Here is a 19,834-nt window from a genome sequence, read left to right as displayed (position 1 = left end):
AACGATTGGTGCAAAAGACTGCGAGGGATCGTCATGGAGGGCGGTGCGGTTACTGCAAACGAGATGTGTTTGGTTACTCGGGTTGAGGATGCTAAAGCGGATCAGCGCCTCAGCGTCCTTAGACTTGAACTAGCCAAGCACCTCGTTTAGTCATCTTCGAGGATCCGTTCCAATTGCCACAGAATTTGGTTGCCCTCACGTCGCACGCGAGTCACAATCCAGTTCCGCCAGACCCAGTTTTCACCCCGACTGGTCACGGCACTGGCGTTAACGTCCATCAGATCAGCCAATTCCGAGCTGGCAATCAGATATCCTCGATCGGCGACCTCATCCGCAATGCGCAGGGTTTCGATCAAGTTGCGCAATTGACCCACACGCACGTCGCGCAGATCGGCATCCGTTGGCGCGATCGCCAGTTGATCCAAAACAGGTTCAGACATGGTTTCAGGTATAGCTGCTATCGAGACTGTAGTTGTGTCTGAAGCGTCAAGATGGGATTTACTCGCAGGCTCCGATTCCGGAAACTCCGAGCGATCGAAAATCTCTAGCTTCAATTGATCTAATTTAGGCGATCGGCCGGCCGCAAAAACGCGGGCAATTTCATCACATCGTTCATTTCCCGCCTCGCCCGAGTGGCCGCGCACGTATTCCCAGCGCACAGCGGGGTTGTTCAAAGCATCCAGACGCTCCCAAAGATCTCGGTTGAGCACCGGTTGCCCGCTGGCAGTTTTCCAGCCCTTTCGTCGCCAGTTTCGCACCCACTCTGTAATCCCTTTAATAACGTACTGGCTGTCCGTTAGTAAAGTGATTGGCTCGCCTTGGCCGTATTGATGCCAGAATTGCAGCGCTTCAATGGCGGCTTGCATTTCCATCCGGTTATTAGTTGTGTTGGAAGTACCTCCACCCAATTCATGACAAGAGCTATTTGAAAATCGCACTAAAACACCCCAACCGCCGGGCCCTGGATTACCAGAGCAAGCCCCATCAGTGTAGATACGCGAAATCTGGTGTGAGTCGATCGACCGTGGGGGCATGGAGGCGATGGGAGAGGGTGTCATTGTTAGTGGTGGGGCCGTTGGCAATCAATTGTTATATTTTTATGACTTTGCTGGCTGGAAACCCTAATGGCTCTGGGTTTTTCTCAATATCCCTACTAAGCCTTGCTCAACCTTGCTGAGTCTAAAGCACTCAATCTGGTCGCGTTCTTGAGTGGGTGTTGATGGATCCCGGTCGATCGAGCAGCAGCAGGCGGACTCTAGAATGCACGTTTTCAAAGTGCATGTTTTCAAGGTGAACATTTTGCCATGCACATTTTGCCAAAAGCCTTTTGATCGCCTGATCGGCCTTTGGCTCTCAACCTGTTCAAGATTTAGAGGCAAGTGGGAAACAATCGCTCATGCCCAGCCCGGCAACCGCAACATTCAGCATCAGCAGACCGCTTGGTCTTTTACTCTGTTGCCGTTCATTCTTGGTTGTTAGGCTGCGATCAATCGTTGACCCTATTGCCTGATCAAGGCTATTGCCCTACTCATATTTTAGTCGTTGAGGAGACAACAGGGATCGAAAGATAACACTCAAGATAAAAGAACCTGTGAGCGTAAATCTATGAGAGTGATTTTTGATTTTTCAGTAATGCCAGGAGGCGGACTTGAACCGCCGACACGAGGATTTTCAGTCCTCTGCTCTACCGGCTGAGCTATCCCGGCTAGGGTTTTTAGGCGCTGCTGTTTTCAGCGCCTAAATAAATTAGCAAACTTGATCAGGATTGGCAAGGGATTCGCTAATTTTTTTGGAAGAACTGGCTTCCTAACACCTATTGGATCGGTTGCAGGCGGGTGACCTTGAGCTTGAAGGGGCCGCCAACGGCTTTGCCAAAGGTTTGAACCCGCACCACATATTCGCCTGTGTTCTGAATGCTGGTGAAAATCAGGGAGTTCGTGCCGCTGTCGGGGCCGTCGTCGTTCTCGGCAACGCTGGAACCGTCATCGGCAATGAGCATCAGGACGGTATCGAAGCTGTCGGAGCTGGCGGTGATTTCAACCCGATCGCCTGCCGTGAGCGAGATTTTATAGTCCCGGGCAAATCCCCCTTGGCCGGTGGGAATGTCCTTGGTTGATAGGGTGTCGTTCAACTCGCTGCTGCTGGAAATCGTGCCCGGTTGATAGGTCGGGCTGGCTTGGGCGATCGCCCCGCCACTGCCGGCCGTGACCAGGGCGATCGCGCCCATCATTCCCACCACACCACGCCGCTGCAAAAAAGACCAAAAAAGCATGAAATCACCGTCCCAAGGGCATCGCTCCGATTATAGCCAGTCCGATTGAGAATCCCAGTTCCGGAGCCAACCTGATCGCCCTGAATCTGCGGATTAAGCCGAGCGATCGCCCGGCTCCGAAACTCTGGCTAGTTCGATTACGTCACCGATCTAGCGGCAGCCAGGCCCCTGCTCCGGAAAAGCAGCCCAAACAGTCCCAACGATTGCTGAACGGCCAAAAACTTGGGAGAGGTTGCCAAAACCTTGCCCAAACGTTCCCGGTTCGGAACCCTTGGCGGTTGAATTTTTGATTGGCTGAAAACCCAGGGCCTGGACTTGCCTGATATTTTGGTTTTGAAGCAACCCAACCGATTTTGCGAATATGGCTCCTGCGGCTCGTTTAAATGGTTCCGCCACCGTCATCATGCTGGTGAACGGTCAGTCCGTCGAAATGGCGATCGATGGGGCCAACGCCCCCGTCACGGCCGGCAATTTTGTGGACTTGGTGGAGCGGGGATTTTATGACGGCATTTCGTTTCACCGCGTGGTGCGATCGCCCGATCCCTTTGTGGTGCAAGCGGGAGATCCGGCGAGCAAAGATCCCAACGTGCCGCTCAGCAGCTTGGGAACGGGCGGGTTCATTGACCCAGACACCAACCAAGCCCGCAGCATTCCCCTCGAAATCAAAGTTCAGGGCGCAACGGAACCGATCTATAGCCAAACCACCACTCAGCCGGTGGCCTTGCCCCACAAGCAAGGAACCCTGGCCATGGCCAGGGCCCAATCGCCCGATTCCGGTTCTTCGCAGTTCTACATTGCCCTGAAGGAATTGCCATTTTTGGATGGTAATTACGCCACCTTTGGCCAGGTGACTCAAGGGTTTTCGGCGGTGGATGCGATCCAAGCGGGCGATCGCATCACAGCGGCCAAGGTGGTGGATGGAGTTTTGCCGGGCCGAACTTCGGTGGTGCTGACGGATGCAACCCGCTTGAACACTGCGCACAATTTTCTGAACCGGGCTGACCTGCCCCGCCAATTCACCTTCCTCACAGAAGCGGCAGAAACCGTGACCCTGACGGCGACCCAAAGCCAAACCACTCCCAGCGGCGTGCGGGGGTTGGGGGGCGATGACGTAATCACCGGCTCCAGTGCGGCGGATATTGTCTGGGGTGATGCGGGCAATGATTCGCTCTTCGGTGGCGACGGAGATGATTATCTGCGCGGCATTGATGGCAATGACTTGATCAACGGGGACGGGGGCAACGACTTCCTCAACGGCAATCAGGGCAACGATACGGTCAATGGCGGCGCGGGTGATGATTTTGTGCGCGGCGGCCAGGGCGATGATGTGCTGCTGGGGGGCGATGGCAACGATGTCCTTTGTGGTGACTTTGGGGCTGATACGTTGACCGGCGGCGCGGGGGCCGATACGTTCCTGCTGCGCACTGATACGGCGATCGGGATTCGGGCAGCGGCGGATTTGGTGGTGGATTTCAGTGCGGCTCAGGGCGATCGAATCGGCATTGTCGGTTCCGTGAGCTTGGAGCAACTGACGCTGCAAAATCAGGGCGGCTCCACGGTGCTGCAATTGCCCACGGGTCAGACCTTGGCCACCATCACCGGAGCCACTCCCGATTTGGTGCGATCGGCTCTTGTGGCCGTCAGCGCCAGTGATGCGGTCATGCGCCTATAGGCTCCCTCAGGCTCAAAAAACACGATCTAGCTCAGGCTTGGGGTCAGCATTTTCAAACATATCTGGCGAATCGCATCTGGCGAATCGCAGAGCGTGCAGCATTGCCCTAGCCCGGCCTCGCAGTCGATTTTCAGGCGGTTTTAGGTGTTGTTTCTCGGCTTGATTCTGCACAGTAGAGATGCAACCCCAACTGAGCTATAACTAGCTATTAATCAGTCACTAATCCGTCACGAGTGACTGATGCTTGGGCGATCGCCACGACAGGCCAAGCCCAATCGTGACATTCACCCTCATATTCGATCGGGAGGACAGGAACGTGGGTTGGCGAGTCCGGGCCATTCGAGGAGCAACTACCGCAACCGAAAACACCATTGAAGCCATTCGGGAGGCGGTTCATGAGCTACTCGACGCTTTGGAAACCCACAATCGTCTGGAGATGGATGAGGTGGTGAGCGTCACCTTTTCGGTGACCCGTGACCTGGATGCCGTGTTTCCCGCCAAGATTGCCCGCGAGCGGCCCAACTGGCAAAACGTACCCCTGATGGATGTGCAGCAAATGCATGTGGATGGCAGTTTGCCCCAATGCATTCGACTGCTCGTGCATTTCAACACCCCTGACCCGATCGCCCGGATTCATCATCCCTATCTTCGAGGAGCCAAGCACCTACGCCCCGATTGGGTTTCAGCCCAAGAAGTGCGCCAAAAGGAACTGATCGTTAACTCCTAATTCTTTCAGGGGTTAAGCTAGCGGCAGTTTTGAGACTGAGACCTGTGACTGCTGAGCGTGCTTCTATTCCCGATCGGTTAACCTTCCCAGCCAAGCTGGCCTATGGGGCCGGCGACGCAGGCCCAGCCATCACCGCCAACCTGCTTGTCTTTTTGCAGTTGGCATTTTTAACCGATGTGGCCGGGTTGCCCGCCGGGTTAGCTGGCTCGGTGCTGATGGTGAGCAAAATTGGCGATGCCATCAACGACCCAATCATTGGCGTAATGAGCGATCGCACCCGCTCCCGTTGGGGTCGTCGATATTCCTGGATGCTCTGGGGGGCGATTCCCTTCGGCATTCTCTTTTTCTTGCAGTGGCTGGTGCCGCCGGGCAACACCTGGCTGCTCTATGGCTACTACGTGGTCTTGGGGCTGCTGTTCAATATTGCATACACGGCGGTGAACTTACCCTACACAGCCCTCACCGCTGAGCTAACGGATGACTATGACGAACGCACCAGCCTCAACAGCTTCCGGTTTGCCTTCTCGATCGGGGGCAGTCTTCTCTCGCTGATTTTGGGCAAGGTCGTTGCCGATCAAATTCCCGACCCCGTTTGGCAATACATCTGGCTAGCCGCCATTTGCACCCTGTTTTCTGTGTTGCCCATTCTCTGGTGCGTCGTGGGCACATTTCGGTATGGCATGGCCGCCGAGCGCCGCTGCGCCGAACGCAACGAAACCGCCCCCAGCTTGGGTCTGAAACAACAACTGGCGATCGTCTTTCAAAATCGCCCCTTCCTCTACGTCATTGGGATCTATCTCTGTTCCTGGCTGGCTGTGCAACTCACCGCCTCCATCCTGCCCTACTTCGTGGTGAGCTACATGGGGCTACAGCAAGCAGATTTCTTCATGGTCGCGATCGGGGTGCAGCTCACCGCCTTTGCCATGTTGTTTGTGTGGAGTGCCCTCAGCCGCCGTTGGGGCAAACGGGGGGTCTACTTCGCGGGCATGAGCCTTTGGATCATTGCCCAAGCGGGTTTGTTATTGCTGCAACCGGGGCAAACGGGCTTGCTGTACCTGTTGGCCGTGATGGCTGGCGTTGGGGTCTCCACGGCTTATCTAGTCCCTTGGTCGATGCTGCCGGATGTGATTGAGCTGGATGAGCTAACCACTGGGCAACGTCGGGAAGGTGTGTTCTATGCCTTCATGGTCTTTTTGCAAAAGTTGGGGTTGGCTCTGGCGCTTTGGCTGGTGGGGATTGCGCTGGAAGTAGCTGGTTATGTGCCCACAGCCGCCGGAGGCACGCCGGCCAACCAACCGGCCTCAGCCCTGTTGGCCATTCGGCTGGCGATCGGCCCTTTGCCCACGGCAGCCCTGATTGGCGGCTTGGTTTTGGCTTATTTCTACCCCATTACCCGCGACATCCACGCGGAAATTCTGCTGAAGCTGGCCGAGCGCAAACGTGCCAATCAACAGGCCAGCCAGGACTAGGGAAGCGCTAGGCAAGGATCCATCCCCCGGGGCGATCGCCCCCGTTCCTCTGCCTTGCGAACCCGGTTCAAAAAAATTCAAAAAAATTCAGAAAACCCCTTGACCCTTCTCGGAAGTTGTTGTTACTATACTCAAGCCTTCGGGCAATGGGGCGTCGCCAAGCGGTAAGGCAGCGGGTTTTGGTCCCGCCATTCCTAGGTTCGAATCCTAGCGCCCCAGTTAAAAAACTAGTTAAAGAAAGCTTGTTGATTGAAAGCTTGCTGATTGCGCTTCAGCCAAGCCACTCAATGAAGAAGCAAAAATAAAAAAGCAAAATATAAAGTCAAGAGTAATCAAGATCAAAAATAGTGTCTTGGTAATTCATGCCCTTAGTAATTGATGCGGGCTTACACCCAGACATAAACTTAGGAACCCATTTAGGAATTGAGATACAGCCCTTACCTCGATTACTAAGCATAGTAGCCCGTAGGGTGGGCACTGCCCACCGAGCCGTTGCTTCATGGTATCTGTGATATGGCGTGCCAATTATTTTAGGTAAAGGCTGTATCAATCACTGAGGCGTGATCGAGACCCGATCGAGGCATGATTGAGAAATCGATTTGGTAACCCGATTTGGCAACCGAGTTTAGAAACCGAATCGGAAACTTAATTGGCAAGTCCCCCGGCGAACTCCAGCGCAGGAAAAAGCAAGTCATCGGTGGTCAATTTTGCACAATCCATCAACCCTACTGACGAGGACAACTGAGGTGGCAACCTGGCAATGTATCAAAGGCTGTGGAGCCTGCTGTCATCTCGATCCCAACGAACGCCCCGACCTGGAAAGCTATTTAGAGCCTGAGGATTTATTGCTCTATCTGAGCATGGTGGGGCCCGATGGTTGGTGTATGAATTATGACCAATTGAACCGAGAATGCACGATCTATGACGATCGCCCCTGGTTCTGTCGGGTGCAAGTCGAAACCTTTCAGCGGATGTTCGAGATTGAGCCAGCGGAGTTGAACGACTTTGCGATCGAATGCTGTCGTGATCAAATCAGCGGAGTCTATGGCGATCTGAGCTTGGAAATGCATCGGTTCGATCGCGCCGTGGGCCTCACCCTCAGCACCAACGCCCCAGCAACCCCCGAGCCGTTGGAGTTGGATCCGTCTGGATTCGATCCGTCTGGATTGGATCAATATCAATAGGCATTTGACCAGCAGCAATCAACCAGCAGAATTCAACCAACGGAATTAAGCCAACGAGATTGAGCCAACGGAATTGAGCCAGCCGAACGCTCAATGCCACCAACCAGCGCAACAACCAATGCAACAAAATGCGCAATGAGTGAGATCCCAATCGCGCAGAGGGCTGCATTCGGATTAAATTGAGGATTGGCTCTTTCAGTTTCCTGAGTTCCATGTCTGACCCTAACGCTTTACCCGACTGGATTCGCCAAATCGTGCAGGATCAACCCCTCAGCAACGAGCAGGCGACTTGTTTGCACTGGATCGGCGATGCTTACCAACTGCTGATGCAGCTCAATAGCTTTAGCTTGAGTGAGTATTCTGAGCAGGTTCAGCATCTCGATCGGGTAGCGGAAATGGCTCGGGCTGGGAGTCGGCTGGCTCAACATGCGCCAGAAGTGGTGGAAGCATTGGTTCAACAGCAGCCGGTGGGCCGCTCGTCCTGATGTTCACCCCCGAACAATTGGCGCTGGCGGTGGTGGCGATCGCCCTGGGGGTTTCCGTCGGAAGCTTCTTGAATGTGGTGGTTTATCGCCTCCCCGCTGGCCTGTCGCTGCTGCACCCGCCCTCCCGCTGCCCCAAATGTTTGCACCGGCTGGCTCCCCACGACAATGTGCCGGTTTTCGGCTGGCTGTGGTTGCGGGGCCGTTGTCGCTATTGCGCAGCCCCGATCGCCCCGCGCTATCCCTTGGTGGAAGCCACCACCGGGCTATTGTTTGCCGCGATCGCCCTGCGAATTAGCGCCGCCGAACCGGAATTGGTGTTCAGTCCTTGGGGCCTGAGCATGATTTTGGGAGGATGGATCTTCGTGAGCTGGCTGTTGGCCCTGGCGCTCATTGATTGGGACACCCTCACCCTGCCCAACTCGCTCACCCAATCGGGCCTGCTGTTGGGATTGGGATTCAGAACCGCCTTCGGAGCGATTGACGCGGGCCAGGGCAGCGGCGCGGCGGCCGGATTGCTGGATGCCCTGTTGGCCATGGCGCTTGGTTTGTGGTTATTTCAGGCGATCGCCACCCTGGGCAGCTTGATTTGGGGACGCACGGCCATGGGGGCCGGAGATGTGAAGCTGGCGGCCATGCTGGGGGTTTGGTTGGGCTGGAAATTGCTGTTGCTGGCGAGTTTTTTGGCCTGCGCGATCGGGGCAGTAGCCGGTTTAGGCGCAATGGGCCTGGGTTGGCTACGGCGCGATCGGGTCTTACCCTTCGGCCCATTTCTGGCCCTGGGCAGCCTAATCGCCATGCTGTGGGGCCCAGAAATCATCACAGCCTACTGGCAATTTTGGGTGCGCTAGGCCCGAATCAGAGCCTGGCCACCACCTCCTCCACTGAGGATGGCCAATAATTTCCCCAAGCCAAATTCAGCAACGTTCCTTGCATCTCACAGAGGCATTGCACCAGCCGCTGGGCAGTCCGCACCATTAGTGGGCTAGTTTTCAAAAAAGCAGCCACTTGAACCGCCTGGGCCGATCGCTGCAAGGTGGGTGAAATAGCCGTCGCAGTGGTGATGAACGATCGCTCCTGCCATTGATCCAAATCCTCGCGAACCGCTTGCCAGTAAAGAACTTGGAATTGCACAAAATCAAAATCGCACTCCCGCAGCACCCGCTCAATGCGGGCATAGCGATGCAGACACCAGTTGCGCAAAATGACCCAGGATGGGTGTAAATCCCGTGCCAAAACCAGCTTGAACGCCCGTCGGCGCAACTGCGGCAAATAATCATCCACCCAAAAAACCATCATGTCGTGATAGGCCGGCGTGCCGATGCACGATCGATCCAAAACCGCCGCCCGATCGACCCCAAACCGATCCAACACCTCCTGGGGAAAGTAGCAGATCCCTTGGCGCGCATCCTCATCGATGTCGCGCAGGTTGTTATAGAACTGATCGACCGCTCCAAAGTGATAGGCCGCTTCCCACTGGGACGGACTCAAAAACGGCAGAATCTGGAAAAAGGAACCCGCCAACGTCTCCAGCATCGTTTCATAGTCAGCCAACGTTTCAATCCGTAGATTGTCCGTGTGGTAGGTCAAGATTGCATCCAGATACCGATCCCACGACTGCACAGATAAGCGATCGCTCAGACTTGCCTCCGCATGAAACCAGCGCTGTTGCATTGTCGCCAGCAAACTGGCATCTTCTGTGACCATGGCCGCCGGGCCATGGCTCAGCAAACGCTTCCAAGAGCGATAGAACGCGAGGAAACTAGGCTGCTCCGTAGATGTGTGATTTTCTTTACAGACAAGTTCTGCCTCCGCCAATCGATCGACCTTACGAATCCAACCAATCCGTTCAATCCATTCCCGTTGCACATCTGACTCGAGTCCTAAGACCCAAGCAGCGTTATCTTCATCCTTAAGAGAATCATCAGCAATCGCGCAGTATTGCGACGATTCGACCAGCTTGGCCACAGCCGATCCGTTCATGATGCACCCGTGAAATCCCTGACGCACTCTATTAGAACTTTAGCCCCTTGTTCTGGTAGATGAACAAATACCACCAATTTCTAAGGAAGTCTTAGCCGTCAGGGGCGATCGCCCTTTGTTTTAGCAAGAAATGGTCAGACTTTATTGCTGTGTGACACCCCCTAATCTCAGGAATTGAGAACATCAGCCAAATCTAGCCAGGATTGAAATTTAAAGCGCTTGTTTTCAGGCATGAAATTCTTTTTTCAGGCCATGAATTAGTGATTATTCTCAATCTTTAAAACACTTGTATTTTCTACTACATCAATTCAGGGAGAAATCTCTTAAGGTATCCCGTCGCCCAATTGGTTGTCTCCGCAAATTCTCGGAGCAAATGCCCCCAAGTGTCAGCCTTTGGTATGCGCAACCCGGGCGGCAACACGGAAGCCCCTAAAAAAAAGGCACAGGTCAACGGGGCGCAAGTTCAGAACAACTGCCACCGTTAACTGACCCGATCGCCGATCGAGTGCGCGCTGGCTGATGACTCGACTCAATCAAGGGACTATCATGCTGAATCAAGGTTGTCTTGAGAACACATTGAGGCTGCTGAGTCCGATGCCAGCCTTAGGCTGACCCAAAACCGATAAAACCGAATGAATACGATAAATACGATGAGTGATCGCGGATCGCGCCAAATACATCGCGCCAAATACAATGAGTGATCGCAAGATCGCACCGATCCCGATCCTTGCAAAATTGTGCTGATTGCACCTAATCACGGAAAGAGTCGCTGGATCATGACCCTGGACTGCACAACAGGGCGATCAGCAAATTCAAGCGCATTATGGCTAAAGGAAGAATTTTGGGTTCTGGGCCAGAGCGTGGGAAACTAGGGCAGCGATCACCCGCTGCTGGTAAGGGCGCATCTGGAAGCAGGTAAACTGCGCCGGCCGAAAGCAGCAACGCATTTTGATAGCCCTGTTGGAACGAATCCGCCGAGCCTCTGGGATGGTTTACAACACCCCCAATCGACCGTTACCAGTGCCTTTGACGCAGCCGTTTCTGGTGTCCGCAAGAGTATTGTAACGCCCCGAGGGGCGGGGAATCTACCCGGAGAGTATTGAACCCATGTCGTTGTTTGATTGGTTTGCAAATCGTCGTAAGAGCGATCCGGCTGGACATTCAGGCCAAGAGCGAGAAATCGCCGATGGTCTCTGGACGAAGTGTGAAGCCTGCGGCGTTCTCGCCTACACGAAAGACCTTCAGGCAAATCAGATGGTTTGTCTGGATTGTGGGCATCATATGCGGGTCTATAGCGATGAGCGGATCCAGCAATTAATTGACCCGGGCACTTGGGTGGCGTTGGATCGGGATGTGCGCCCGGTGGATCCTTTGGGCTTTTTCGATCGCAAGTCCTACAGCGATCGAATTGTGGAGGCCCAAACCAAGTCCGGCCTCATTGATGCGGTGCAAACGGGCTTGGGTGATTTGGAAGGCCAGCCGATCGCCCTGGGAGTGATGGACTTTCGGTTCATGGGCGGCAGTATGGGATCCGTGGTGGGCGAAAAGCTAACTCGGGCGATCGAACGGGCCACCGCTGAACGCCGGGCCATGGTGATTGTCTGCGCATCCGGGGGGGCCCGAATGCAGGAAGGAATGCTGAGTTTGATGCAGATGGCCAAAATTTCCGGGGCCCTGGAACAGCATCGCGAGGCCGGCTGTCTCTACATCCCTGTGCTGACCCATCCCACCACGGGCGGTGTGACGGCCAGTTTTGCCATGCTCGGCGACATCATCATCGCAGAACCCAAAGCATTGATCGGGTTTGCGGGTCGGCGGGTCATTGAACAAACCCTGCGCGAAAAGCTCCCGGATAATTTCCAAACGGCGGAATATTTGCAACAAAACGGGTTTGTGGATGCGATCGTGCCGCGAACCCAACTGAAGTCTACGTTGGCCCGCTTGGTTCGATTGCATCACGCTTCCCGACGGGCGGTGTCCACAGCTCCCACCAATGGGGCCCGGCTGCGGGATGAGGTGATGCTGGATGGTCAACGGGATGGGTTGCATGTGGAACGTTCGATCGCCCCTGGCTCGATCGCGGCCCAGCCCTAAATCCTCTAACCGGCTATCCTCCAACCGGCTCGCAGTGATTCGGTTCACCCAATTCGATTCGCTCCAGCGGCCCTCGCCAAGATTACGACCCGAGATTGCGGCCCGAGATTGCAACCCGAGATTGCGATATGTTTCCGAACGATGGTTTCGGAATCCAGGCTCTACGGGGGATCACCCCGCCCCCGAAGCGAGACTGGGGCCATGGGCTGAAAGCCTTGACCCCCAACGGTTATTCAGCCCCCGATCTTGGAAAGCCATGCCCACTGATGCGGCTTGAGTTGATAACTTGCCATCTCCCGGAGCCTGAAAGGCGGGGGCTTTGCCCTCAATCCGGTAAGATTAAAATCAACTTTTGGCTACCGCATTTTTTCTCCAAAACATTTACCGTTTAGGGCTTTGCCGGCCAAAGGCAACCGTTATCATTACCCGGCGATCGCTGGGTGAGACTCGGACACTTTGAAAAGACACCGGAACCAACCCCGCTCCCGTCACTGGGCAGTGGAGAGGGCCTTGGGGTCAAACCACCGATCAACGCAGCCGTTTTAGCTGGCTGCCTAGATCGGGAATCCCCGTTGCTTTAGCATGGGGAGGATGTGAATTGTGGTTAGAGTGCCGCAGCGGGGGCGATCGCGCGATCCGAGCGACAATCTAGCCGGCTATAACATCGGCCTGACTTTGATCGAGATCAAGAGACTCAAGTCTAGAAAGAACTATGCTGAAAAAGGTTGTTTTGCTAGTTGTAGCGGTGGCGTTTTTTGCCTTCCAACTGGCCGTTAGCCCCGTAAGCGCGGCGGAAATGAAGCCGGAACTGCGCACGGTCAAGGTCAGCGAAAAGGGTGATACCGTCACCTTGACCCTGGAGCAAGTGGCTCTGGGCAAGAGACTGTTTAATGACACTTGTGCCCAGTGCCATGCGGGCGGTGTGACCAAGACCAGCCCCGATGTGGATCTGTCGCCTTCGTCCTTGGCGGGTGCCGTTCCTAGCCGCGATCACATCGCTGGCCTGGTGGACTACATGAAGAATCCGACCACCTACGACGGTGAAACGGAAATTTATGAACTGCACCCCAGTACCCGCAGTTCTGACATTTTCCCGGAGATGCGGAACCTGACCGATGAGGAATTGGAAGCGATCGCTGGTCATATTCTGAGCCAACCCAAGGTGATTGGTTCCCGCTGGGGCGCTGGTAAGACTCGTTATTCAACTTGATGGATGAGTGAATATGGAGGGCGATCGAGCAACAGGGTAGATGATGCCCGGTAGCGATGCCCTCAGGGTTCCCTGGATGGTTGTTTGATTCAGTTGCCCCATTCAAGGCTCATAATCGATTGCTTGCCCGGTTAACCCAAGGATGGTGGCCGGGTATTTGTTTGGGATGAATTGGGTATTGGAATTAGTTGAGCATTGGACTGAATTAGGCTTTGGGATTCCTTGAGCGGTGGCCACCCCGCAATTTTGCAGGGTAGAATCGAAAGGTCTCTGGGCTAAGGTTCCATGGCCGCATGAGTTCCACTAGCTGTGCCGTTTGCCCCGCGTCATCATCATGTCTAAACGTCAGTCCGATCGATTTGCGCTGGGGATCCTGTTGGGGGCGGCAACCGGAGCCGTAGCAGGATTATTGTTGGCTCCCCGATCGGGTCGAGCCTCCCGCCAGCGTCTACAACAATCTTTGCAAAACACTTTGCAACACACCTTACAAAAAACGGTGAAGCAATCGGGCGATCGCCTGCCGGGAGCGTTGGAGGAGTTGGGGCAAGTGGTGCGCGACCAAGCGGCCATTTGGTCCGATCGCACTCGCGATCGCCTAGAAGGGGCATTCGATCGACTGCGAGACGCGATCGCCAGCGGTGTGGCCGCCAGTCAAACGGTGGATCAAGAAGATGTCAGCTTATCGGAAGAGGGCGACGCAATCCCAACCGGCTCAACCCCAACTCCGAAGCCCCGCCAGTTGGCCTATAACCGTATGGCCGCCCCCATGACCCAAACGGGCGATCGCTAACGGCGCGCATTCCGTCCTCTGAACCCATGATCGATCCGTTATTTTGGCTGGGGCTATCGTTTTTGCTCGTCAGCATTTGCTTGGCGATCGCCCTGGCCGCTGCCATTCCTGCCCTGCAAGAATTGGGGCGGGCCGCCCGCAGCGCCGAAAAGTTATTTGACACTCTCACGAGGGAATTGCCGCCCACCCTGGAAGCCATTCGCCTCACGGGTTTGGAAATTAGTGACCTGACGGATGACATGACCAATGGTGTGCAAAGCGCCGGTCAAGTGGTGCAAAAGGTGGACAGCAGCTTGGATACGGCCCGGCGGCAGGCGCGGCGAGTGGGAGCCACGGCCCGGCGGGCGGCGGCGGGTCTTCAGGCCGCTTGGCAGGTGTTGGTGAAACCTGGTCGCGATCGCCGTCGAGATAACCGATTGGAAGGGCGCAGTGAACGGAATGAATTGCGGGGCGAACTGCGGGGTGACCTCAGGAACGATCGCAATGAACGGAGTGATCGCGATGAGCGAAACGACCCAAGAACTGAGGGGCTGAACCGGCGAGCGGAACGGCCGGGACTACCGAGTGGATCCACTTGGCAACCGCCCGATCGCTATGCGGAGGCCTACCTAGAAGATGAGCTGGATGATGATCTCGATGATGATTTGGAAGATCTGGATGTCGAGGATCTGGATGTCGAGGATCTGGATGAATTAGATCATTTGAGCCATCGAGCCAACTATGGAGATCAACAGGCGCTCCAAGATTTGCAAAATTTGCGAGGTCTGAACCATTCAGCAACCTCCGGTGAACTGGAGCAGCTAGGCAATGATCCCGATTCGGGCCGTGATCGAAATTCAGGTCAGGATCGCAACCCTGAAGCAAGCACTAACTCCGACCCTGAATCTGGAGATGGAACCCTGGTTGAGCGATCGAAATGAGCTGTCGAGATGAGCCTTGATTTGCAGGACTGGCCCCTAAAACTCACCCCCTTAAAACTGACGGATTTACCCGAGACGGCTTATCTGGTGGGTGGAGCCGTGCGGGATGCCCTTTTGGGGCGGCAACGCGATGCGGTGGATTTGGATGTGGTGCTGGCGACGGGGGCGATCGAGCTGGCCCGATCGATTGCTGGGCGCTACGATGCGGGGTTTGTGGTGTTGGATCGAGAACGCCAGATTGCGCGGGTGGTTTTTGCGCAGGGAACGCTGGATGTGGCGGCCCAAGTGGGCGACTCGATCGAGGCGGATCTGCGACGGCGGGACTTCACGGTGAATGCGATCGCCTACCAACCCCATCGTCAGGAGTGGGTTGACCCTCTCGAAGGCCGGCGAGACTTAGCCGATCGATCCCTGCGGATGGTGTCCGTGGAAAACCTGCGGGAGGATCCCCTGCGCTTGTTGCGGGCCTATCGAATCAGCGCCCAATTGAACCTTCAAATGGAGCCGACCACGGCCCAGGCGATCGCCCAACAGGTACCGAATTTGCGGTTTGTGGCCGCCGAGCGGGTGCGGGCTGAGTTGGACTATTTGTTGGAAACGCCCCGGGGCGATCGGGCACTGATGGCGGCCAGCGAAATTCAGCTTTTGCGCGATTGGCTGCCCCCTTGGCAAGGAAAGCATGGGGTAACGCTCCCGACCCTATCCAAGGCGATCGAGCAATTACAAAACCTTTGGCCCGATGCCCCCCTCAACTGTCCCCTGCCCAATGGGCGATCGCCCTTGGCGGCGGCCCGGCTGGCCTGTTTGTTGGGGTCAGATTTGATGATCGCCCAACGGGCCCTGGAGCAACTCAAAACCAGCCGGGTTGATCAGCGCATTCTGCTGGCAATTCTGGGGGCCAAGGCTAGCCTGCCGGCCGATCACCTCTCGCCTCTCGATCGCGCGGCTCAGTACCAATTTTGCAAGGCGGCTGGGGAAGGATTTTTGGCGGCCGTGCTCCTGGCTTTGGCGGAAGGAACGGCCCCGATCGCCCTGGCCGAGGCGATTGGCCGTTGGCAAGATGCCACCGATCCGGTCGCCCACCCCAGCCCACCGCTCACGGGTCACGAGTTGATGACGGAATTTGGCTTGCCCCGGGGGCCGATCGTCGGTCAACTGTTGGCGGCCCTGGAGCGGGCCCAGGCCATTGGACAAATTCAGGGTTCCGAAAGCGCTCGGCAGTTTGCCCAAAGCTGGCTCCAATCAGCCCAATCCTTCCCGACATAGCCAACCTTTGCGGGCCAACCTTTGCGGGTCGATCGCGAAAGGCAATCTCAAGGCGATCGAGATGCGCTATGCTAGGTGGGCTGAACGGGAAATGGAACATGGCAAAGCGCCGTAACCTCAAAAAAGAAAAAGCACAGCGTAACTTGGCTTACGCACGTAAATTCCGCAAGCGCTCCAACAGTGGACGGATGCACCGCTCTCGTCGCCCGTCTGCATCGGCCGAAGCGGAAACCAATGAAGAGGAAACGACCACCGACGTTCAAGACGGTGCAGCGGTCTAACCCAACCCAAGTCTCTCCTCTGTGGCCGAAGCGGCCTGTGGCTAAAAACGTTTTGGGTTTCCTTGCTCCGTCGTGGATCCAATTTTCCATTAACCTCTGGGTTGTGCCATGGATTGGGTCTAACCCACGACCGGGGCCAGAAGCACCCGATCGCGGCTTTGAGGAAGCGCAGCAGTTTTATTCACTGTTGCGCTTCTCTGTTTTTGCCATTTGTTTTGAGCATTTATTTTTGCCATTTGTTTTGAGCATTTATAGTAGGCTCGATTAGAAATGAGACACATCATGACCTGAAACCTTTGCCGGACAAGGCTTGGTCGATCTCATTGTCAATCGGAACGACTATATTTTGAAGATCAGTTCCCTTGACCAAGGGCAACGGCCGAGGCAGGCGTTGCAAATGTGGGAAATTAGACCTCTTTCACGAAAATCCCTTTCCTCCAGATCGGCTGATCAACGATCATTTTGTAGGTTGGGTTGAGGCACGAAACCCAACAACAGCAAGGTTCGTAGTGATCGAGTTGGGTTTCGCAAAGCTCAACCCAACCTACCGAAAAACCAAGCATTTGAGTGTTTTGTCAGTCAATCAGTAATCTTGGAAAGGAATTTATAGTCGCTTTATCAATCCGCTCTAAAGACCTCGTTAAAAATGTTTAGAGATTTTTCAGAAAATCCTCCATTTCTTGGGCCTCGGTGACCATTCCCACGGCTTGGAAGTGATCGATCGCCCGCTCGGCCCAATTACGCGACTCCTTGCGCAATCGCCCGGCCAAGGCCGCGCGGGCCAAATGCTTGCAGCAATAGGCACAACACCGCTGATCAACAATCACTGCCGCCAACCGGTAGCTGGCTTCCAACTCCCGCAAAGCTCGGGAATATTGCCCCTGCGCCATCCGCACCTGCCCGATCGAGGACTGAATGTAGGCCGTTCCCCGTTGCCAACCCAAGGCCTGTGCTTTTTTCAGGGCAGTCGTATAAAGTCGCAAGGCTTCGGCGGAGTTCTGTGCCTGCTGGGCCACATCGCCTTCGTAGTAAAGACTCTGGCACTCCAAGCGCAACCGGTGCTCGGCGTTGAGCTGGGGATTGTGAATGAGCTGCTCAACACGGTGTTTCCACCGATCGCCATGGTCGATCGATCCCTGTTCATAGGCCAGGCGCAGTTGGTTAATGGCTAAATCCGACTGCAAATCTAGATCCAGGTGATCCCGCAATTGCCAAACGGCCTCAAAATCCGCGCAAGCCTGGCGAAGGGATTGGGAGTCATTGCGGAGGGCATGGGTCCAACCGCGATCGAACAAAAAGCGTGCCTCCAAGGCCGAGTTCTGTTGCTGGCGAGCCAGTTGGATGGCTTTGGCATCGCGGGCAATCCGCTCTGACCAATGGCCGCGAAAGTGACTGTAGCCCCTGAGGGGTTGAAAAACCTGCCAAAACGACTCCAACCGCCCGGTCGCCAAACACCAATCCAAAACCTGATTCAGGGTGTCCCAATGGAGATCGATCGCCTGGTGATCGGTTAACCACTCCAGGCGATCGCCCTGGCCATGTTGCCGCACGTAGTCGATCGCCCATTGCAACCATCGCTCACGCATCGCCATTGCTTGAGTTGGGGCCAGGCGATCGGCCCCCACCGTGGCCACATAACGCCGAGCCAAGGACGACAGACCATAGCGCCCGTCACAATGGAGGGTCACCATGGACTGCTCAGCCAGCTTGGCCAAATGGGCCCAGGTGGCGTGGGCTTCTGGATCTACTCCGGCCACTTGGGCTAACAGCGCCGGTTGCACGGGAACCGCAAACCAACTGAGGGCCAACAGGAATTGCCCCGCCAACTGCCCGCCCAAAGCCTCCAGGGTGTTGGCACAGTAAAACTGCGTCACCCAGTGATCCGGCTGTTCCAGTTGGGCAATGACCCAGGCGATTGGTTGGCCCGCCGCCAATTGCCCCAGCCCCCAAGCGATCGGCCCCGGCAGGGAACCCGCCGCCGCCACCAAGCGCCGATATTGCCCCAGAGACCAAGGCCAACCCGTTTCCGGAACCCGCTGCATGATCCACCGCAAGGCCGCCTCTGGCTCCAGGGGATCTAGGTGGAGCGATCGGGCGATCGGCAACCGGTAGCGACAGGTGAACAGCACCTTGACCGTGGCCGGCAATTCATACAAAAACGCCAACGTGGCCTGCGGATCCGTCATTTCCTCAAAACTATCCAAAATCAACAACATGGGTTGTTGAGCCATCAAAGTCCAAGCCTGTCGCATTCGATCGGGCAGCGGGCGATCGTTCCATTCATTTGTCACCCGATCAGAATCGGATGTGAGATTTTGCAAAATTTCCGATAATAGCTGCTCTAGGGTTTGTTGCGATCGACATCCTGGCAGCAACCCCATCCCCGTTAAGTAATGGGTTTTAGCGGAAGTGAACAAGACCCACTGAAAAGGGCAAGAGTTTTGTTGAATTAAATAATGAACACTCGCTAAAGCCAGGGCCGTCTTACCGGTTCCGCCAGCGCCTTCAATCACCCAAAATCGCTCTTCTTGATTCCGTTGCAGCCAGTGAATCAGGTGTTCCCACTCCCGATCGCGGCCCTCCAAAATCGCACTATCCTGAGCTGGTAAATAAACCTTCAAGTTTTGATACTCCGCAATCGGAACGGAGGAAATTCGATAGGGACGTTCTGCTAACATTGCCAAAGCTCGGCGATGACAAAAACGTCCTTCCCAATTTAATAATGCTTTAAGATAAGTGTAAAGCTTATTTGTGAGTTCTGTTCGGAGAGCATCGGTGTTAATTTCAAGCACTGTTGCCAAGGCTTTAATGCTCATTCCTGTGAGAAATCCGCGCAAATAGAGGCGTTCAGTGCGGCTGAGTTGCGATCGCCGAGGATCACCAGCGGTGGGAAACTCCGGACAGGGCTGCCCCTGCTTTGCCCACAGCAGCCGGGCCTTGACTCGGCCCAAGTCGCGATAGAGACCTTCGAGATTCCATTCGCACCCCACCTCCTGAAACAACGTGCTTTTGCTATCCATCGCTTGCTGGTCACCCTCCTTCGGGAAAGGCTCGATTAGCCAAAGTTCGTGGCCGGGATTTAGGTCAGTTTCATCGAATTGATCGAAGATTTGAGATTTACCTAAGATTTTAGAGTTTTACCTAAGATTTTGGCTTTGGCTCTTACAAAACGGATCGAGATATTCTGATTTTCAAGCTGATCTCGCCACCGATTCCGCGCCGATCGCGTGGGGGAAACTGATTGCTCAGCCTTCGTGAATTCCTGTTAGTTCAGAGGACTCGTTTAACAAATTCGTTCAACGGACAGACCTAGGGTCGATCGCCCCTGGATCTGGGCCAAAAGCCGCGAGCAATTCATCTGGGTTCTGGGCCAAAGCCCGCTGTCATGGGCCGCAGCCGGATCCAAGCCAATGGGCTGCTGATGGTTTTTGGGCTAAATCAACAACAATTCCAGGTCTTGGAGCCTGCATAAAAATTTCCAAGC

Annotated in this window: 16 protein-coding genes, 2 tRNA genes and 1 pseudogene; 14 read left to right on the top strand and 5 right to left on the bottom strand. The window is 55.3% G+C overall.

What is annotated here, in order from left to right:
• Nucleotides 1–146 precede the first annotated feature (146 nt).
• The 3 genes from rnhA to H6G52_RS02335 form a co-directional block, all read right to left on the bottom strand.
• Entirely contained in the window at nucleotides 147–1,058 is a 912-nt protein-coding gene (gene rnhA / locus H6G52_RS02345; RefSeq protein ID WP_242026118.1) for a ribonuclease HI, read from the bottom strand.
• Nucleotides 1,059–1,633: 575 nt separating this feature from the next.
• Nucleotides 1,634–1,706, bottom strand: a tRNA-Phe gene (locus H6G52_RS02340).
• A gap of 107 nt (nucleotides 1,707–1,813) precedes the next feature.
• Complete coding sequence (locus H6G52_RS02335) at nucleotides 1,814–2,272, bottom strand: PPC domain-containing protein (RefSeq protein WP_199309155.1); 459 nt, start codon at nucleotides 2,270–2,272, stop codon at nucleotides 1,814–1,816.
• Between the two features lie 361 nt (nucleotides 2,273–2,633).
• Here H6G52_RS02335 and H6G52_RS02330 point away from each other — a divergent pair, with 361 nt between their 5' ends.
• From H6G52_RS02330 to H6G52_RS02300, 7 genes and pseudogenes are all read left to right on the top strand, one after another.
• The gene (locus H6G52_RS02330) at nucleotides 2,634–3,944 is read left to right on the top strand and encodes a peptidylprolyl isomerase (protein WP_099534500.1); all 1,311 of its coding nucleotides are present in this window, start codon (nucleotides 2,634–2,636) and stop codon (nucleotides 3,942–3,944) included.
• 316 nt (nucleotides 3,945–4,260) lie between these two features.
• Entirely contained in the window at nucleotides 4,261–4,671 is a 411-nt protein-coding gene (gene aroH / locus H6G52_RS02325; RefSeq protein ID WP_099534499.1) for a chorismate mutase, read from the top strand.
• Nucleotides 4,672–4,706: 35 nt separating this feature from the next.
• The gene (locus tag H6G52_RS02320) at nucleotides 4,707–6,140 is read left to right on the top strand and encodes an MFS transporter (protein WP_190353967.1); all 1,434 of its coding nucleotides are present in this window, start codon (nucleotides 4,707–4,709) and stop codon (nucleotides 6,138–6,140) included.
• Between the two features lie 147 nt (nucleotides 6,141–6,287).
• Nucleotides 6,288–6,359 (top strand) — tRNA-Gln (locus H6G52_RS02315).
• A 527-nt stretch (nucleotides 6,360–6,886) separates the two neighbouring features.
• Nucleotides 6,887–7,234, top strand: a pseudogene (locus tag H6G52_RS02310) (YkgJ family cysteine cluster protein); the annotation flags it as partial.
• A 302-nt stretch (nucleotides 7,235–7,536) separates the two neighbouring features.
• The gene (locus H6G52_RS02305; protein ID WP_099534496.1) at nucleotides 7,537–7,809 is read left to right on the top strand and encodes a hypothetical protein; all 273 of its coding nucleotides are present in this window, start codon (nucleotides 7,537–7,539) and stop codon (nucleotides 7,807–7,809) included.
• Nucleotides 7,809–8,657, top strand: coding sequence for an A24 family peptidase (locus H6G52_RS02300; RefSeq protein WP_099534495.1), 849 nt, complete (start codon nucleotides 7,809–7,811; stop codon nucleotides 8,655–8,657). The genes H6G52_RS02305 and H6G52_RS02300 overlap by 1 nt, the downstream gene beginning before the upstream one ends.
• A 7-nt stretch (nucleotides 8,658–8,664) precedes the next feature.
• Here H6G52_RS02300 and H6G52_RS02295 read toward each other — a convergent pair whose 3' ends face one another.
• Complete coding sequence (locus H6G52_RS02295) at nucleotides 8,665–9,789, bottom strand: squalene/phytoene synthase family protein (RefSeq protein ID WP_099534494.1); 1,125 nt, start codon at nucleotides 9,787–9,789, stop codon at nucleotides 8,665–8,667.
• 1,107 nt (nucleotides 9,790–10,896) lie between these two features.
• On the opposite strand from H6G52_RS02295, the gene accD reads away from it, so the two are divergent.
• The 7 genes from accD to H6G52_RS02260 all read left to right on the top strand — a co-directional run bounded on the left by accD (nucleotide 10,897) and on the right by H6G52_RS02260 (nucleotide 16,618).
• Complete coding sequence (gene accD / locus H6G52_RS02290) at nucleotides 10,897–11,883, top strand: acetyl-CoA carboxylase, carboxyltransferase subunit beta (RefSeq protein ID WP_190526129.1); 987 nt, start codon at nucleotides 10,897–10,899, stop codon at nucleotides 11,881–11,883.
• Nucleotides 11,884–12,595: 712 nt separating this feature from the next.
• Nucleotides 12,596–13,093 carry a photosystem II cytochrome c-550 gene (psbV, locus tag H6G52_RS02285; protein ID WP_099534491.1) on the top strand — a complete coding sequence of 166 codons (498 nt, stop codon included), beginning with the start codon at nucleotides 12,596–12,598 and terminating at the stop codon, nucleotides 13,091–13,093.
• Between the two features lie 334 nt (nucleotides 13,094–13,427).
• Nucleotides 13,428–13,883 carry a YtxH domain-containing protein gene (locus H6G52_RS02280; protein WP_190526127.1) on the top strand — a complete coding sequence of 152 codons (456 nt, stop codon included), beginning with the start codon at nucleotides 13,428–13,430 and terminating at the stop codon, nucleotides 13,881–13,883.
• Between the two features lie 26 nt (nucleotides 13,884–13,909).
• Nucleotides 13,910–14,803, top strand: coding sequence for a hypothetical protein (locus H6G52_RS02275; protein ID WP_190526125.1), 894 nt, complete (start codon nucleotides 13,910–13,912; stop codon nucleotides 14,801–14,803).
• Between the two features lie 9 nt (nucleotides 14,804–14,812).
• Nucleotides 14,813–16,069 carry a CCA tRNA nucleotidyltransferase gene (locus tag H6G52_RS02270; protein ID WP_190526123.1) on the top strand — a complete coding sequence of 419 codons (1,257 nt, stop codon included), beginning with the start codon at nucleotides 14,813–14,815 and terminating at the stop codon, nucleotides 16,067–16,069.
• Between the two features lie 98 nt (nucleotides 16,070–16,167).
• Nucleotides 16,168–16,350, top strand: coding sequence for a hypothetical protein (locus H6G52_RS02265; protein ID WP_099534512.1), 183 nt, complete (start codon nucleotides 16,168–16,170; stop codon nucleotides 16,348–16,350).
• 37 nt (nucleotides 16,351–16,387) lie between these two features.
• Entirely contained in the window at nucleotides 16,388–16,618 is a 231-nt protein-coding gene (locus H6G52_RS02260; RefSeq protein ID WP_190526121.1) for a hypothetical protein, read from the top strand.
• 382 nt (nucleotides 16,619–17,000) lie between these two features.
• On the opposite strand, the gene H6G52_RS02255 is transcribed toward H6G52_RS02260, so the two are convergent.
• Nucleotides 17,001–19,370, bottom strand: a complete 2,370-nt coding sequence (locus tag H6G52_RS02255; RefSeq protein WP_190526119.1) for an NB-ARC domain-containing protein — start codon at nucleotides 19,368–19,370, stop codon at nucleotides 17,001–17,003.
• Nucleotides 19,371–19,834: the final 464 nt, after the last annotated feature.

It is taken from the genome of Limnothrix sp. FACHB-881 (assembly GCF_014698135.1).
Lineage (GTDB): Bacteria > Cyanobacteriota > Cyanobacteriia > CACIAM-69d > CACIAM-69d > CACIAM-69d.
The sequence above is the reverse complement of the archived record's forward strand: the minus strand, read 5'-3'. Positions and strand labels throughout refer to the sequence as shown.

Excerpts from the sequence above, each read along its gene's own strand:
- rnhA (WP_242026118.1), bottom strand. The coding sequence starts at position 1,058 with ATGACACCCTCTCCCATCGCCTCCATGCCCCCACGGTCGATCGACTCA.
- H6G52_RS02335 (WP_199309155.1), bottom strand. The coding sequence starts at position 2,272 with ATGCTTTTTTGGTCTTTTTTGCAGCGGCGTGGTGTGGTGGGAATGATG.
- H6G52_RS02330 (WP_099534500.1), top strand. The coding sequence starts at position 2,634 with ATGGCTCCTGCGGCTCGTTTAAATGGTTCCGCCACCGTCATCATGCTG.
- H6G52_RS02305 (WP_099534496.1), top strand. The coding sequence starts at position 7,537 with ATGTCTGACCCTAACGCTTTACCCGACTGGATTCGCCAAATCGTGCAG.
- H6G52_RS02300 (WP_099534495.1), top strand. The coding sequence starts at position 7,809 with ATGTTCACCCCCGAACAATTGGCGCTGGCGGTGGTGGCGATCGCCCTG.
- H6G52_RS02295 (WP_099534494.1), bottom strand. The coding sequence starts at position 9,789 with ATGAACGGATCGGCTGTGGCCAAGCTGGTCGAATCGTCGCAATACTGC.
- accD (WP_190526129.1), top strand. The coding sequence starts at position 10,897 with ATGTCGTTGTTTGATTGGTTTGCAAATCGTCGTAAGAGCGATCCGGCT.
- psbV (WP_099534491.1), top strand. The coding sequence starts at position 12,596 with ATGCTGAAAAAGGTTGTTTTGCTAGTTGTAGCGGTGGCGTTTTTTGCC.
- H6G52_RS02280 (WP_190526127.1), top strand. The coding sequence starts at position 13,428 with ATGTCTAAACGTCAGTCCGATCGATTTGCGCTGGGGATCCTGTTGGGG.
- H6G52_RS02275 (WP_190526125.1), top strand. The coding sequence starts at position 13,910 with ATGATCGATCCGTTATTTTGGCTGGGGCTATCGTTTTTGCTCGTCAGC.
- H6G52_RS02270 (WP_190526123.1), top strand. The coding sequence starts at position 14,813 with ATGAGCCTTGATTTGCAGGACTGGCCCCTAAAACTCACCCCCTTAAAA.
- H6G52_RS02265 (WP_099534512.1), top strand. The coding sequence starts at position 16,168 with ATGGCAAAGCGCCGTAACCTCAAAAAAGAAAAAGCACAGCGTAACTTG.
- H6G52_RS02255 (WP_190526119.1), bottom strand. The coding sequence starts at position 19,370 with ATGGATAGCAAAAGCACGTTGTTTCAGGAGGTGGGGTGCGAATGGAAT.